Raw genomic sequence first — 16,468 nt, forward strand, 5'->3', positions numbered from 1 at the left:
CTGTGCTACGCCTGTGTCTGAAGTTGGGGGCTTCAGAGGGGCGATATGTCTCAGGACCTTAGGGACTGGCTAAGCGCACTTGGTTTGTCTGACTATGCGCAAGCCTTTTTGGATAACAAAATTGATTTCGCGATTTTGCCCGATCTGACGGGCGAAGACCTGATCGAAATCGGAGTGACCGCCGTCGGTGACCGCCGGCGTCTTTTGCGCGCGATTTCCGAACTTGAGCGGGTCGATCTTGTTCAGCCCTATGAACCGCAAACCCCGCTTGAGCCTGCCAAGCGACAAGTCACGGTCATGTTTGCGGACCTGACCGGGTTTACGCGGCTGTCCAGCGAGTTGGATGCCGAGGACATGCACGCGCTGCTGAACGAATTCTTTCACAAGGTGGATCACGTCGTCGAGAAATACGGCGGCCGGATCGACAAGCATATCGGTGACGCGGTGATGGCCGTGTTCGGCGCGCCGATCTCGCACACCAACGATACCGAACGCGCGGCGCGGGCCGCGCTAGAGATTCATGCGGTTCTGCCCACACTGACCCGGCCCCTGTCCTGCCACATCGGGATCGCGTCGGGGCAGGTCATCGCCAGTACGACCGGCAGCGAGGCCCATACCGAATACACCGTCACCGGCGACGGGGTGAACCTTGCCTCGCGGGTGACGGATATGGCTGCGCCGGGTGAAACGCTTGTGTCACACGACATTCAACGCGCGTTGGGGCCGCTTTTCGTGGGCGAGTCGATGGGCGCCAAGGCCATCAAGGGGCTGAACGAGCCTATCGAGCTTTGGCGGTTGGACCGGTTGGCCCGGAACATCCGCTCGCGCCGTCATCGGTTTGTGGGCCGCGAGCGCGAGATGTCTTTGTTCTCGGCCACGTTCGACCGATGCCAGCGACACGGCAAGGGCGAGGTCCATATCGTTCTGGGTGAACCGGGTATCGGCAAGACGCATCTGTCCGAACAGGTTGCCGAGGTTGCCGGCAGCTTGTCTTACGCCGTGCATACCGGCGTCCTTATGGATTTCGGCGCGCGCGAGGGGCATTCAGCCATTCAATCCGTGGCCCGCAGCATGTTGGGGCTTGAGGCAACCGACAACGCCGAGACCTGCGCAGAAGTGGCCAAAAGCGCGATTGGCAAGGGTTGGGTGTCACCATCCAATGCCACGCATCTAAACGCGCTGCTGGAGCTGGAGCAAGATCCCGGACTGGCCGAAGTTTATGCGGTCATGGACAACGCCACGCGCCTGCGTGGGCGGCGTCAGGTGATTGACGAATTGATTGCCGCCTGTAGTCAGGACAGCCCGCTCTTGATCCAGATCGAGGATATTCACTGGGCGACGCCCGACATCCTGACGGCCTGCGCCCATATCGCGGCCGCAACGCGCGATCTGCCTTGCGTGCTGCTGATGACCAGCCGTGTCGAAGGCGACCCGATTGATCGCGATTGGCAGCTTGGCACCGAAGGCGCGCTGGTGTCCAAGCTGGAACTGGCACCGATGGGGGATGATCAGGCCCGCCAACTGGTCGAGGAATTCACCGGCATCGACCCTGAACTTCTGGACGCCTGCGTGCGCCGGGCAGGTGGCAACCCGCTGTTTCTGGAGCAGTTGTTGCGCAATATCGACGTGCTCAAGCGTGACTCGGTTCCCGGCAGTATCCAAGGCATCGTTCAGTCGCGGCTGGATGCGCTGGACCCGCCCAGCCGATCCGCGATTCAGGCGGCCTCGGTTCTGGGGCAACGCTTCTGGCCCGAGGTTCTGAACTTCATTCTGGGTAAAGGGCATCTGGATACCTCGACCCTGATCCGGTCGGCCTTGATCCGCGAAGCCGGGGCAGACCTGATGTTTGCGCATGCCCTGATCCGGGATGGGTCTTACGCCACGCTGGTAAAGTCTGAACGCGCGCGGCTGCACCGCGAGGCTGCCAAGTGGTTTGAAGACCGGGATGCGACCCTGCGCGCCCAGCATCTGGATCGTGCAGGCGCAAGCAACGCGGCACAAGCCTATCTTGAGGCTGCCGAAAACCTGATCCAGGGCTTTCAATATGATGAGGCCAGCCCCCTGATCGAGCGCGCCCTGGACCTACCGGCCCCGGCTGGGGTTCGGTTCGATCTGTTGTGTGCGCGGGGGGAAACGCACCGGTTGCAGGGATATTCAGAAGACGCGCTGCGAGAGTTCAAAGAGGCGGCCAACCTTGCCGAGACCGATGAACAGACATGCCGCGCCTATATCGGATTGGCGCAAACTGACCGGCAGGCGAGTCTTTACCAAGAGGCCTTGGATAGTCTCGAAATCGCCGAGACCGCTGCTGAACGCTGTGGATCGGAACGGGACATCGCGCAGATCAACTATGTGCGCGGCAATATCTATTTCCCGCTGGGTCAGGTTGAAAAGGCAATGGCCAGCAATGAAAGAGCTCTGACCCTGGCACGTAAACTGCAATCGGCGCGGCTGGAGGTTGGTGCGCTTAGCGGGTTTGGCGATGCCAATTTCATGAATGCGACCATGCAATCGGCGACCGGGTTTTACACGCAGGCCGTGGAACGTGCGCGCGAAGAAGGGTTGGTGCGGGACATGGCCGCAAACCTGCACAATCTCAGCGTTGCGCGCAGCTATTCCGGCGACGTGGCGCAAGGCAAGGTGGATGCGCAGGAAGCCATAGAGATATCGCAGAAGTATTTTGCCTTTGTGCCGGAATGTGTGGCTCAAACATGTCTTGGCGTGGCGCAGACCTTTTTGGGTGAACTGGACGGTGCGCTGGAGTCGTTTACCGTCTCGGCCGAAATCGCCGCCCGTGTGGGGGCCAAGCGGCTGGAGGCGCAGGCGCTGGAGCATCTGGCGCGGACGCAGGTCTATGCCGGGCAAATGGATCAGGCGCGCGAAACCGGTCAACGGGCCGTGGACATTGCGCTGGAACATGGGCGCAACTTCGTGGGGCCAAAGGCGCTGTCGGCACTGGCCTTGGCTGAGACAGACCCTGATAAACAGGATCAACACCTGAAACTGGGCGCACAGATCATTGCCGAAGGCTGCGTTGGACACAGCCATTTGCATTTCTATCCCGACGCAAGCGCCGTCATGCTGGCGCGGCAGGAATGGGACAGAGCCACCGAGTATGCCGACGCCCTGGCCCGGTTCACCGCCAATGAGCCTTTGCCGATGGTCGACCTTTCGATCCAGCACACCAAGGTTCTGGCCGCGTGTGGCGGCTGGGGCATCCCGCTAAGCGCGCACGAAGAGTTCGAGGCGCTGGGCGCGGGTTTCTCTGAAATGGGCATCACACAGTCCCTGGTCGGACGACTGGACCATGTTTGAGAGGGGCTGAATGAGCATCGAAAAGAAGGTTTGGTTTATCTCCGGTGCCCTGACGCTTGGACTGCTTATGTTGTTGTTCAGGCTATTGGTGGCGCTGAACCATTTCGAGGGCGACCCGACGCAACTGCCTGATCAGGCATCGGTCGACGACTACCTACAAGACTTGGAAAACGTGCCGGAGTATCAGGTCAGGACCGGTATTTTCATCAAGTCCTTTGTGTTCACCGATGCCAGCGATGTCCATGTCACCGGATATGTCTGGCAGCACTACCAAGACGGCGTGCATGACGCGATCAAACCGACAGGCGACGCGGTTGGGTTCGTGCTGCCCGATGCCTCGGACGCCGCCAGCGGGATGATCGAAGAAGCCTATCGCATGGATCAGGACGGCGAAGAACTGATCGGTTGGTATTTTGAACAAACCCTACGGCAGAATTTCGACTACACCAGTTATCCCTTCGACCATAAAACCGTGTGGGTCCGGTTCTGGCCTGCCAGTTTCGACACCTCTGTGGCCCTGATCCCCGATTTCGCGGCATATCCGGCCACCGGCCCCGACGACATATTCGGGATCGACAACCGCATCGTCTTGGGCACGTGGGAACGCGAGAATACCTATTTCGACTATCGCCTGTCCGATCTGGGCACCACGCTGGGCATCAGCGATACCGAGTTCCAGACCAATCTGCCCGAGCTGCACTATAACTTTGTCATCAAGCGCAACTTCGGCAATGCTTTCGTCGTGCACATGATCCCCCTGATCGTCGTTACCATGCTGCTGTTCGGGGCGGTCATGACCGTGACGCGCCGACCCGAGTTGATCGAGCGGCATGATTTCAGCACCTCCAGCGTGATCGGTACCTGCTCGGTTCTGTTCTTCGTGATCCTGCTGGCGCATGTGCAACTGCGCGAAGGCTTTGCCGGATCGCCGGTGATCTACATGGAGTCGTTCTTTTTCCTGATGTATTTCCTGCTGCTGGCCGTGTCAGTGAACACCTACCTGTTCGCGTCCGAGGCCGTGCCGTCCCTGCGGTTCATTCACTATCGGGACAACCTGATCCCAAAGGCTGCGTTCTGGCCCTTTGTATTGCTGTGCACGGTGGCGATCACGGCCTACAACCTCAGCGTCAAGGCTGACCCCGAGGATGCAGTCGTGATCGAGATGCTCAACTAGGGCGTTGGATGAAACCCCGGTTTCGGCGTGCCCGTGGCCATGTCCAGCGTGTATTCCGCTACGATGCCCGACGTGCCGTCGGCCCATTGGTCCAGATACTTGGTTGGATGTGCAATGACGTAGACATAGGCGGGCTTCTTGACCCCGTCCATCAGCACGTTGATCCGCTTGCGGACATAGACATTCTCGGGCGAGCCGGGGCCGTGATAGCCTTCGAGCTTGTCCAACTCTTTCAGGCCCGAGGAGGAGACGCGATAGACCTCACCCCGGATCGGTTCGCCGCGCCCTTTCTGATCGACCAGCGTGGCCATCCGGTGCAGGTAGCCGCAGTTGGGATTGTCGCAATGCGGCTCGTGCGGGACGATCAGGGGCATACGTTGCCGGGTCACGGCCTCTCCCACGAAATCGTCCAGCACCTCGGCGTGGGCATCGTGGTTGGGGAACCCTTTCTTGAGCGACCCGTAGGTGAAATACAGATAGGTCCGCTCGCGGTCGTCGATCAGATCATTGTCGTGGTCTTCCTCGGGCGCGATGACGGTATGGGCGTTGGCCCAGTCATCCAGCATGGCCCGTATCTTGGGTTTGACCTGTTTTACGTCCTTGGCGTTTTTCGGATCCCGCAGGAAGTTGATGCAGTTGCTGGCGTCGATACCCGGCGCGCCCAGCAGCACTTCGACCATTTTGGCCGAGTTGTTCATCACCGCCACATGCAGGCTGGTAAACCCGTGATCGTTGGTGGCGTTGACGTCGATGCCGCGATCTATCAACTCCTGCGCGGCCTCAAGATCGGGCTTGCCAAGGTCCTGCCCGTTTTCGTGCAGCTCGCCTTCGCCCCCTGCCGCATAGTGCAGCAGCGTATCGCCGTTGCTGTCATCCACGATGTCGATCCCGGCCATGCCCTTGTCGATTGCGTCGAAAACACGGGTCCACTGCGCGAACTCGTCCGAGGCCGCGGCCTCCTGCGCCCATTTGCAGATGTTGTGTTCCTGATCCGCCAGTTCCTCGAACGCTTCGTCCAGAACCTCCATGATCTGGTCGGGGGTGGCCATCATGCCGATTCCCATCATGCCGTTGGACAAACGGCCCTTGCGCGGCCCCACGATATCGACCCCCAGATCACGCAGCTTTTCGACGTTGTTCTGGGTGGTGACGTTGTTCCACATATTTGTGTTGCAGGCGGGGCAGAGGATCACCGGCTTGTTCCGGTATTGCCATGCCACAAAGACCGAGGTCAGCAGGTTATCGGCGATCCCGTTGGCAATCTTACCCATCGTGTTGCAGGTCACCGGCGCCACGATCACGCAGTCGGCCCAATCGCACAGCGCCAGGTGCGAGGCGCGCAGGGGCATGCCGAACTCGGTATAGCGGAAGTTCCACTCGTCATCGTCGCGGTAATAGTCGTGATGCGAGATATAATCCTCGATCGTTTTTGGCTTGGTTTTCCTGATATTGCCGGTTTCTTCTTCGACCTCGATATCGCGGAAAAACTTCTCGGCCGAGACCGAGGGGATCAGCTTGACGTTATGCCCCGCATCCTTGATCCGCTTGACCAGATCGGGAACCTTGTCCGCCGCCGATGACCCGCAGGCACACAGCAGCACGTTGCGCTTTTCGCTGGGCGCATCGGTCAACCCGCCCTTGGGGTAGCCAAAGATGTTCTTGTCCAGACTGGGCGATTCATGACGCAGCAACACCGGCAACCCGGCTTCCTTGACGCTTTTCTGAAAGCTGCCATCCAGCACCACATCGACAATGTCTTTTCTGCGACCCAGACATTCGCCCTTGAAGAACAGGTAGGGTGGGTTTTCCTTCCCGGTCATTATCGTCAACTGCCGCCGCATTTTCATCACGTTGGCCCCGTGACCTTCGACGTCGATCAGCCGGGCGCTGGTGATACCGATATTGGCCAGCATACTGCGCAGCATATAGGACCACGGGTCTTCGTCCGCATAGAACAACACGATCGGATGGGTGTTGACGATGCGTTCGACATCCGTGGGATCTTCGGGCGGTTCATGTTCCTCGATCACCAGCATTGCCGGGTTCCCGAGGTCCCGTAGACCACGGAAGATATGTCCGCGCGGAGCCTGCCAGACTTGCGAGGTTGCAGGGCTCATATCCACGACCGTTACCAGATCGGTCTTTTCGTCATAGGCGATGCAGAGGCACCAGAACTCCTCCAGCAGGGCCGTCTCGCGATAGACGTTCGCGGGGGGGCGGATGACCTCGAACCCCAGCACACGGTTGAAATCGATATTGATCATCAGATGGCGATCGTCGTGCTCATTCAGGCTGTGCAGCTGATCCCGGAACCAGTCCTCGGGCGTTTTGGCGTCTTTGTTCGGTCGTTCCGCATAGCTACGGAAGGTGCTGCCCAGATGCACGTGAGGTGTCTGGCTGAGATAGCGTTGCGCCAGCGCGTGCATTTCCTTGGCCGTGGACACCCGGCTGAGCGCGTCCGTCAGATTGGCCTGTGTCGCAATCAGCAGCTTGTCTTCGTCGACCTGCTGGTCGCCCAGAATGTTCAGGCTTTCAGCCAAAACCCCCATCGAGTTCATGTTCGGGCTGGCCCGCCGGAACAGGTTGCGGCGTTTCTTGGGGTCTTTCGCCAGATATTCGGTGCTGTCCACGTAATTGCAATCCTGTTGCAGCGTTTGCAGCGTGGTCTTCACCGCCTCCAATGCCGAGAACCGCAAAATCCCCCGCGACCGCATCGAGGTTCCGTCACGGTCCGACATCCCCGCCCAAAGCCGGTCAATCGTCGTGACCCACAGTTTGCCGTATTTCTCGGGGTGGACATCCATCATGTGCACCAAACCGGTGCTGGGGTTGCATTTGGCGATTATGGCAAAGTGACCGCCGGGCATGTTCAGTTTGCCATGCGCCACGCCGACCTGAAAATTCGCCACCAGAATGTCGTTGTCGCCGCCCACCCGGTTGGATTCGTCGATCGCCTCAAGCAGCAACCGGGTCGAGGTCGTGGCCTCATCCATGAAATAGGCCTGCACCTGTATCTTCTTGCGCAGACCCTGCGAGTGGATGAACGTGCAGGCGACGTCGTAAAGCTCGCCCAAGGAAATCCCGTCATTCACCACGAAAGATGTGGGCAGGGCACACTCGCGGAAGATGTCGTTGACCTCACAACTGAAGCCTAAGGCCGACATGCTGAGCGCGGCCGCCGTGACGCTGCAACAGTTGATCGGTTGCTGGAAATTCTGCAAGTGCACGCTGACCAGATCACCGAACAGGGTTGCATAACAGGCTTCGCGGATTTTGACCGGGATTTCAAACCACAGGTTGCTGGACAGGTAGGCCAGCCTGGTGCCGGGCGTTGCCACGGCCTCGAGGCTGACGGGAATGTCGAAAATCTCAAGGTGTTCTTCGTAGAAATAGTCGCCGGTATCGGCGGTGGCCAGAACGGACCCGTCCTGCTGCAACTGAACGATGCCGGACAGCACGACATACATACCTTGCGGGGGCAGTACCGTGTCCTGCGAAACTTCGATGAATTCAAAGTGCGAATTTATCGCAGACGTGTCATCCGAGGACAGCACAGCGTAGATGAGCTTCCAGTCATCATCCGTTGGATTGAACGTCTTTGAGTTATAAATTGGATCTTTTGGCACGCTTTTCCCCCCTGAACTCGTCTTGAAACGCATCAAAACCAACACCGGGTCTTTGCTGGCGACGGGCATCCTTCGGTCTGTCGCAAACAAGACCGGCCCAATCGGATCCCAGCGCTGGCCGGGCCGAGGTTTTGCAAGGAATTAGCGCGAAGGTTTCGGCCCAATAGAGCAAACCCTACCCTATTCACGGGTAAAAATCACTGATGTTGTTGATATGTCTGCGCGTCTTTGCTGTGCCGAACGTCCTCGGGTGAAGCTGCATGATCCAGTCGGATAGGCTGGGCAGATTCACGGACTTGTCATTGTGTCGGTATGTCCGCCGAAACGTCGGAAGTTTTTGTCTTTTCGTCAAGATTACCCCTGCGGATCGAACAAGCCGCCCGTCATACTTTCAGAAAACGAAAGAGGAGGCGCGTTTTGAGCTGGAATATCTGTGTCATCGGAGCAGGCAAGATCGGTCAGATGATCGCGACCCTGCTGAAGTCTTCGTCCAATTACTCGGTCACGGTTGCGGATCGTGATCTGTCGGCGCTGTCGGTGCTTAACCGGCAGGGTATAGCGACCCGGCAGATCGACGTCAGCGACGCGGCGCAACTGGCCAAGGCGCTGACGGGTTTCGATGCCGTCATCTCGGCCGCTCCGTTCTTTTTGACCCCGCAAATCGCAAAGGCAGCCAAGTCTGCGGGCGCGCATTGCTTTGACTTGACCGAGGATGTCGCGGCCACCAACGCGGTGCGCGAATTGGCCAAGGACAGCGCTACAGTATTCATGCCGCAATGTGGTCTGGCCCCCGGTTTTGTCGGTATTGCCGGGGCTGCGCTGGCGTCGGAGTTCGATGAGCTGGACAGTTTGCATATGCGGGTCGGCGCTCTGCCGCTCTATCCGACCAATGCGCTGAAATACAATCTGACATGGTCCACTGACGGGTTGATCAACGAATACTGCAACCCGTGCGATGCCATCGTGAATGGCGAACGGGTCAAGACCGCGCCGCTGGAAGATTACGAACTGCTGGGTCATGACGGGGTCGAGTATGAGTGTTTCAACACATCCGGCGGCTTGGGCACGCTGCCTGAAACGCTGGACGGCAAGGCGCGGGCGGTGTCGTACCGCTCGATCCGCTATCCCGGCCATTGCGATATCCTGAAGCTGCTGCTCAAGGATCTGGGGCTGGAACGTCGCCGTGATCTGATGAAGGACATCTTTGAGACCGCCCTGCCGCGCACTGATCAGGATGTGGTTTTGGTCTATTGCACGGCTAAAGGCATGATCGACGGGAGCTTGCGCGAGAAATCCCTGATCAACAAGAGCTTCGCGCGCGAGATCAACGGGCAGGTTTGGAGCGCCATTCAGGTCACCACCGCCGCAGGCGTTCTGGGCGTGGTCGATCTGATGCGCACGGGCGCGCTGCCTGCCAAGGGCTTTGTCCGGCAGGAACAGGTGACCCTGTCCGATTTCCTGAAAACCGAATTTGGCCAGCTTTACCGCGCTGGCGATGCAACCCAACAGAACAAGGCGGCCTGAGATATGAAAGACATCGTTATGACTGCGCAAACCACCCTCGCCAATCTGGACCTGACGGCGGCTGAACTGACCGGCGGCACGTTGCCAGTGCATTCCCCCATCGACGGCAGCCTGCTGGCCGAGGTGCATGAAACCCAAGCTGGCGACATAAACGCGGTCTTTGCCAACGCCAAAACAGCGTTCAAAGCCTGGCGTACCGTACCCGCCCCACGCCGGGGTGAATTGATCCGCCTGCTGGGTGAAGAACTGCGCGCTGCCAAGGACGATTTGGGCGCGCTGGTCAGTTGGGAGGCCGGCAAGATCACCTCCGAAGGTCTGGGCGAAGTGCAAGAGATGATCGACATCTGCGACTTTGCCGTGGGCCTGTCGCGTCAGTTGTATGGTCTGACCATCGCCTCCGAACGCCCCGGCCACCGGATGATGGAGACATGGCACCCGGCGGGTCCGGTCGGTGTGATCTCGGCCTTCAACTTCCCGGTTGCGGTCTGGTCGTGGAATGCGGCGATCGCGTTGGTCTGTGGCGATACGGTGATCTGGAAGCCGTCCGAGAAGACGCCCCTGACCGCGATGGCCTGCCAGAAGATTTTTGAACGCGCGCTGGCGCGGTTTGGCGATGCGCCCGACCACCTGCTGCAAACCCTGATCGGCGGTGCCGCGCTGGGCGAGGCGCTGGTGGCCAGCGAAGACGTGCCAGTAATTTCCGCCACCGGTTCCACCCGCATGGGCCGCGCGGTGGCCCCGGTTGTGGCGCAGCGGTTTGGCAAGTGCATTCTGGAGCTGGGCGGTAATAACGCGATGATCGTTGGACCCTCGGCCGATCTGGAAATGGCGGTGCGGGCGATCGTGTTCTCGGCCGTGGGCACAGCCGGTCAACGTTGTACCACGCTGCGCCGTCTGATCGTGCATAACTCGATCCGCGAGGAACTGGTGGCCCGCCTGAAAAAAGCCTATGCCGGTCTGCCCATCGGCAACCCGCTGACCGAGGGCACGCTGATCGGTCCGCTGGTGGATGAAGCCTCAGGCGCGGCCATGACCGCCGCGCTGGACGCAGCCAAAGCCGAGGGCGGCACCGTGTTCGGCGGCCAGCGCGTGACCGAGGGCGTGCCGGATGGCGTCTATATGCAGCCCGCCATTGTCGAGATGCCCGGCCAGACGGCTACGGTAAAGACCGAAACCTTTGCGCCGATCCTCTACGTGATGGGCTATGACGATTTCGACGATGCCATTGAGATTCAGAACGACGTGCCGCAGGGGCTGTCCTCCTGTGTCTTCACCCTGAACATGCGCGAGGCCGAGCAGTTTCTGACCGCAGCCGGATCGGATTGCGGCATCGCCAACGTCAATATCGGACCGTCGGGGGCCGAAATCGGTGGCGCGTTTGGTGGCGAAAAAGAAACCGGCGGTGGACGCGAAAGCGGATCGGACGCGTGGAAAGCCTATATGCGGCGTCAGACCAATACGGTGAATTACTCGGCTGAATTACCGCTGGCGCAGGGCGTCAAATTCGACATCTGACCCAAAGATCCGGCGGCTCACACCTGAGCCGCCGGATCGTCAATCTGCAAACAGGTAATCCAGGCGCATAACGGCATGCGCTTGTTTCGCAGAAATCCCAAGAAACGCGGCAAGGGACGCTTCGTTTTCAGCGCGCGAGTCAGTTTCCCGGATGCGCACGTAATCGTTCAGACCCGCCCCCCGGATCAAATCTGACTCGTGGGCGAGGGAATTGCGCAGCGTTGGAACCAGGCCCGACACCGTATCGGCGGGGCTATCAATGCCGGCCAAACCAACCCGACGGGCGTGGCCGATCAGGTAGTCGTCCGAATATTCACACTCGATCTCAAGCACGTGCGTCTTGGCCCGGTCAGAGTTGAAGTCCTCGATAATGTCCAGGTTGGCGGGGTCGACGCAGATGACCAATTTGTCCGTATCGAAGCTGTCGAACAGCATCCGCACGACCGCGCGTCGGTGGCGGGATCGCTTGACCAGCGTTGTTTCGATGCCGCCGAGATCGGGCAGGGCAGTGTCCTGTTCGTTGAACAGGTACTCGACACATGGAATGTCGGTCTCGGAAACGATCTGGTCAACCAGCCGCTTGGCGACGTGCCATTTCTTGCACACGATCAGAAAGACTTCGCGGTCAGACCCCAGCGTATTTCCCGCTTCCCAGAACCGCTGCCCGTACCGGCGGCCAACCCGCCCCCGGCCGGTCAGAAACCCGTAGAGATATCGCCCTTCGTCGGATATCGGAAAATCAACGCCCTCGGCTGCGTAGAGCTTGCCCAACCTCTCTTTCAGCTCGTGTGCTTCTGGGCTGATCTTTCGCGCAAAAAGATAGTCCTGTCCCAGCAGCATGTCGTAGTGATCATTGTAGAATGTTACCGGCATCCCATAGTCCGAGAACATCAGGAAGGTCGGTGTTCGGTTCTCGATCTCTTCTCTTGGCACCAGGTGCCGAACTAGGGTCTGGAAAAAGGTTTCATCTGGAATCCACGTGGTCGAGAAGAAACGGATCACATCCCGGCGCTGTTTCAGGAAGTCCAGAATCATCTCGACCGTCCGGCGGCGCAGACACCACCATTGACTGCCGATCTTGACCTGGATGTCGGCGGGAATTTCGCGGGTCAGGCCAAAGCGTTTCTGAAGCTCATACGCGGCATAAAACCAACGGGATTGCGTCCGCTCGTTGAAATAGTGGCGATAGATCAGCCGGTCCTCTTTCATGCCGGTCTTGATCCATTTGCTTTCAAAGAAGTCGTGGCTTTCGACAAAATCCTTGTCACGTTCGTCCAGAAAACGGTGTGCGTATTCCGCCGTCTTTATCGCCATGCAGTCGCCAGACAGCATGTAGAAATGGGTGGCGCGTGGAAAAGCGTCCACCGCTGCTTCGATGGCGTGCAATGTGGCCTGCACCAACGACCACTCTCCCCAGCCACACTTGATCCGCTTGGCGGCAAAAGTGACGTTCGGATTTGGGCCCAGCGCGTCCTGAATGCGCGCATATGCGGCAGAGCTGGCACGCGCGTCAAAATGAATGGCCATGCAATCCCCGGCGGCCGTCAGTTGCTCGGCCTGCGCAATGATTGCGTCAGGGTCTTTGTGGCACAGCAAAATATAGGCGATCCTGGCCATTTCGGTTCTATGATTTCCGTTTCTGCCCGTTTCCAACCGTGATACTGAGGATGAACGATTGAATAAACAGAATATTTTTGGTTTTTTGATTTCAAAAGCGGGCACGAATAACAAGTTCTGACCCGCAGAGGAGGCGCAGCAGATGGGTTTTCCCGGTACATGGATGACCGAGAGCGAAAGCATGGTTTACCGTGTGGTGCCGAAGTGCGCCTGCTCGACCATAGGGCAAATCATGTACTACTCGGATCACGGTCGGTTTTTCGAGGGTGACATTCACGACGCAAGTGACGGGATGCACAAATGGGCGTTTGAGCCCAGTCAGGACGCAATTTCCAGAATTGTCCGCGATCATGCGGGGTATTCATTTACCTGCGTGCGGAACCCTTACACGCGAATTCTAAGTTCTTTTTTCGACAAGATTTGTGGAATTCAGCGAAACGGAAAACGGTACCGGGGCAATCTCGTTCCGACGCTGATTTACAACTATGGAATCGAAGTCGGGGGCGACGATGGCAAGGGCGAATTCGATCAGATCGCCAGCTTCCGTCGGTTTCTTCTGTTCGCACGAGACACGATCCGATGGCGCAGGCCGATGGACCCGGATATTCACTGGTCGTCGATGTCAGGACATGTCTCGACCTTCATCGCGAATGGCGGGCGATATGACAAGATTTTCTGGACCGAGAAATTCAACGACGGGATGCAGGGTGTCTTGGATCACCTTGAAACGCCCCACGCGGTGAACCTGTCCGATATCCCGCGCTTTAACGAGTCCGAAGGGCACGGGCCCAAACGCGCCCATCCGGTCGAAGACTATTTTGACGACCTCTCGATGCATCTGGTCTACGAAATCTACAAACAAGATTTCGATCTCTTTCGATATGATTTCGAGAACCCGGCCAACAAGATGCCAATTGGTGAAATTGATCTGGATGAAGTTCACGCCAAACTCGGCGACTGATTCAATTCCGGGGATGCTCCCGTTCATCGTCAATGTCTCTGACGAGACATCTCCTCTGGTTGGGCCCGGCGCCGCGCAAAGCGCGGCGCCGGGCCCAAGACCGAATGGAGTATCGGCGCAGCCGATGGCTCAGTTCGGGCGCGGGAGCGTTTGGTTGTCTAGAAAACCCGGTTCAGAGTCACCTTGAACCGGGCTTTCAGAATCACAACTGGCGTACCGCCCCTTTTGCGGCACTCGTAGTCAGCTTGGCATATGCCTTGAGCGCCGTGGACACCTTGCGCTTGCGAGGTGCCGCAGGCTGCCACCCTTTTTCGTCTTGAATCTTGCGGCGTTCCGCCAGCTCTTCCTCTGACACAACAAGCTGGATCGAGCGGTTTGGGATGTCGATCTCGATCCGGTCTTCGTTTTCTACCAATCCGATGACCCCGCCCTCGGCCGCTTCGGGTGAGACATGGCCGATCGACAGGCCCGAGGTGCCGCCCGAGAACCGCCCGTCGGTCAGCAGGGCGCAGGCTTTGCCCAGACCTTTGGATTTCAGATATGAGGTCGGGTACAGCATCTCCTGCATTCCCGGACCACCGCGCGGTCCTTCGTAACGGATGACGACCACGTCGCCCTCTTTCACCTTGCCGGTCAGGATGTCGTTCACTGCCTGATCCTGACTTTCGCAGACATAGGCCGAGCCGGTGAAGGTCAGGCTCGCCGGATCAACGCCCGCCGTTTTCACGATACAGCCATCGCGCGCGATATTGCCGAACAGAACGGCCAGACCGCCATCTTGACTGAATGCGTGTTCCTTGGACCGGATCACGCCGCCTTCGCGGTCGGTGTCCAACTCTTTGTAGCGGTTCGACTGGCTGAACGCCTGTGTGGTGCGCACACCACCGGGCGCGGCCTTGAACAAGTCTTGCGCTTTGGGGTTATTGGCGACCTTGATGTCCCAGTTGGCAATGGCTTCACCCATCGTCGCCGAATGCACGGTGCTGCAATCTTCGTGCAGCAGCCCCGCGCGGCTGAGTTCGCCGAGGATCGAGAAGATACCACCGGCGCGGTGGACGTCCTCCATATGCACGTTCTCGGTGTTGGGCGCGACCTTGCACAGGCAGGGCACCTTGCGGCTGAGGCGGTCCATGTCAGACATGTCGAAATCGACTTCGCCCTCGTTGGCGATGGCCAGCAAGTGCAGCACGGTGTTGGTGGACCCGCCCATAGCGATATCAAGGCTCATGGCGTTCTCGAACGCATCGAAGGTCGCGATTTCGCGCGGCAGAAAGCTTTTTTCGTCCAACTCATAGTGACGCTTGGTGATCTCGACGATGCGGCGGCCAGCTTCGAGGAACAGCTCCTTCCGGTCCGAGTGCGTCGCCAGCGTCGAGCCATTGCCCGGCAGCGCCAGACCCAGCGCCTCGGCCAGACAGTTCATCGAGTTCGCGGTGAACATGCCCGAGCACGACCCGCAGGTCGGGCAGGCGTTTTCCTCGATATGCTGGACCTGCTCATCGGTGTACTTGTCGTCAGCGGCGGCCACCATTGCGTCCACGAGGTCGATCTTTTTCACATCCAGATCGGCGATGTCGATCTTGCCGGCCTCCATCGGCCCGCCCGAGACAAAGATCGCGGGGATGTTCAGACGCATGGCTGCCATCAGCATACCGGGCGTGATCTTGTCGCAATTCGAGATACAGACCATCGCATCGGCACAATGCGCGTTGACCATATATTCGACCGAATCCGCAATGACCTCACGCGAGGGCAGCGAATACAGCATCCCGTCATGGCCCATGGCGATGCCGTCATCCACCGCAATGGTGTTGAATTCTTTTGCAACGCCGCCAGCGGCCTCAACTTCACGCGCAACCATCTGGCCAAGGTCTTTCAGGTGGACGTGACCCGGCACAAATTGCGTGAACGAGTTGACGATGGCGATGATCGGCTTGCCGAAATCATCGTCGCCCATGCCGGTTGCACGCCACAGGCCGCGGGCACCGGCCATGTTGCGGCCATGGGTTGAGGTTCTGGATCGGTAGAGTGGCATGACGCTGTTTCCCTTTTGCCTCGGGTTGCATGTCTTGGGGTTCGTACGTTATAGCGCACGTATCACATGTGCGCTATAACGCACAAGAGGATTCGCGGGACGCTAAGATGGACTCTGACGATATTACGCTGAAACTGCGGGACGTGCGGGCGGCAACCGGCTTGAGCCTGTCAAAAGTGGCCGAGTTGACGGGCGTCAGTAAGGCCATGCTAGGCCAGATCGAGCGCGGCGAATCCAGCCCGACCATCGCCACCTTGTGGAAAATCGCCAAAGGGTTCCAACTGCCGCTCAGCGCTTTGATCGGATCGTCGGCGCTGCGCGATCCGGCGGATGCCAGCCTGTTCCGAACCGTGACCTTTCCCGGCAGCATCGAGGTCAAGATCGTCTTTCCTTTTGACCCTGTGCTGGGCGCGGAAACCTTCCATGTCGATCTGGCCCCGAACCAGAGCCACGAATCCGCTGCCCATGCCGCCGGTGTGACCGAGGAGGTCTTTGTGCTGAACGGGTCGCTTGAGATTCTACGCGATGGCGAATGGGTTCCGTTGCAAGCCGGGCAGGGTCTTCGCTTTGCCGCCGATCTGCCGCATGGCTATCGGGCGGGTGATGAGGGCGCTGCATTTCTGAACATGCACCACTATCCATCGTCCGTGGTTATGGAAACGGCCCCCTGAAAACGCCATCCAGCCTTGAACCCGCAACCC

At 58.9% G+C, this 16,468-nt stretch carries 9 protein-coding genes; 6 read left to right on the top strand and 3 right to left on the bottom strand.

The window, feature by feature from the left end; genetic code table 11:
• The first annotated feature begins 45 nt into the window (after positions 1 to 45).
• The gene (locus tag ACR0B7_RS14460) at positions 46 to 3,315 is read left to right on the top strand and encodes an adenylate/guanylate cyclase domain-containing protein (protein ID WP_170576863.1); all 3,270 of its coding nucleotides are present in this window, start codon (positions 46 to 48) and stop codon (positions 3,313 to 3,315) included.
• A 10-nt stretch (positions 3,316 to 3,325) separates the two neighbouring features.
• Complete coding sequence (locus ACR0B7_RS14465; protein WP_170486161.1) at positions 3,326 to 4,489, top strand: hypothetical protein; 1,164 nt, start codon at positions 3,326 to 3,328, stop codon at positions 4,487 to 4,489.
• Here ACR0B7_RS14465 and ACR0B7_RS14470 read toward each other — a convergent pair.
• The gene (locus ACR0B7_RS14470) at positions 4,486 to 8,115 is read right to left on the bottom strand and encodes a flavoprotein (protein WP_170576862.1); all 3,630 of its coding nucleotides are present in this window, start codon (positions 8,113 to 8,115) and stop codon (positions 4,486 to 4,488) included. The genes ACR0B7_RS14465 and ACR0B7_RS14470 overlap by 4 nt on opposite strands.
• Positions 8,116 to 8,532: 417 nt before the next feature.
• Here ACR0B7_RS14470 and ACR0B7_RS14475 point away from each other — a divergent pair, with 417 nt between their 5' ends.
• Positions 8,533 to 9,639, top strand: coding sequence for a saccharopine dehydrogenase NADP-binding domain-containing protein (locus tag ACR0B7_RS14475; protein ID WP_170576861.1), 1,107 nt, complete (start codon positions 8,533 to 8,535; stop codon positions 9,637 to 9,639).
• Positions 9,640 to 9,657: 18 nt separating this feature from the next.
• Positions 9,658 to 11,154 (top strand): L-piperidine-6-carboxylate dehydrogenase, encoded by a 1,497-nt coding sequence (gene amaB, locus ACR0B7_RS14480; RefSeq protein WP_170486182.1) that lies wholly within the window; start codon positions 9,658 to 9,660, stop codon positions 11,152 to 11,154.
• A 39-nt stretch (positions 11,155 to 11,193) separates the two neighbouring features.
• On the opposite strand, the gene ACR0B7_RS14485 is transcribed toward amaB, so the two are convergent.
• Positions 11,194 to 12,771 carry a DUF5928 domain-containing protein gene (locus ACR0B7_RS14485; RefSeq protein WP_170486158.1) on the bottom strand — a complete coding sequence of 526 codons (1,578 nt, stop codon included), beginning with the start codon at positions 12,769 to 12,771 and terminating at the stop codon, positions 11,194 to 11,196.
• Between the two features lie 142 nt (positions 12,772 to 12,913).
• On the opposite strand from ACR0B7_RS14485, the gene ACR0B7_RS14490 reads away from it, so the two are divergent.
• Positions 12,914 to 13,732 carry a sulfotransferase family protein gene (locus ACR0B7_RS14490; RefSeq protein WP_170486157.1) on the top strand — a complete coding sequence of 273 codons (819 nt, stop codon included), beginning with the start codon at positions 12,914 to 12,916 and terminating at the stop codon, positions 13,730 to 13,732.
• A 202-nt stretch (positions 13,733 to 13,934) separates the two neighbouring features.
• Here the strand turns inward: ACR0B7_RS14490 and ilvD are convergent, their stop codons facing one another.
• Positions 13,935 to 15,767, bottom strand: coding sequence for a dihydroxy-acid dehydratase (gene ilvD, locus ACR0B7_RS14495; RefSeq protein WP_170486156.1), 1,833 nt, complete (start codon positions 15,765 to 15,767; stop codon positions 13,935 to 13,937).
• A gap of 107 nt (positions 15,768 to 15,874) precedes the next feature.
• Between ilvD and ACR0B7_RS14500 the strand changes: the two genes are divergently transcribed.
• The gene (locus ACR0B7_RS14500; protein ID WP_170486155.1) at positions 15,875 to 16,438 is read left to right on the top strand and encodes an XRE family transcriptional regulator; all 564 of its coding nucleotides are present in this window, start codon (positions 15,875 to 15,877) and stop codon (positions 16,436 to 16,438) included.
• Positions 16,439 to 16,468 lie beyond the last annotated feature (30 nt).

The organism is Ruegeria sp. BB6, from assembly GCF_056539385.1.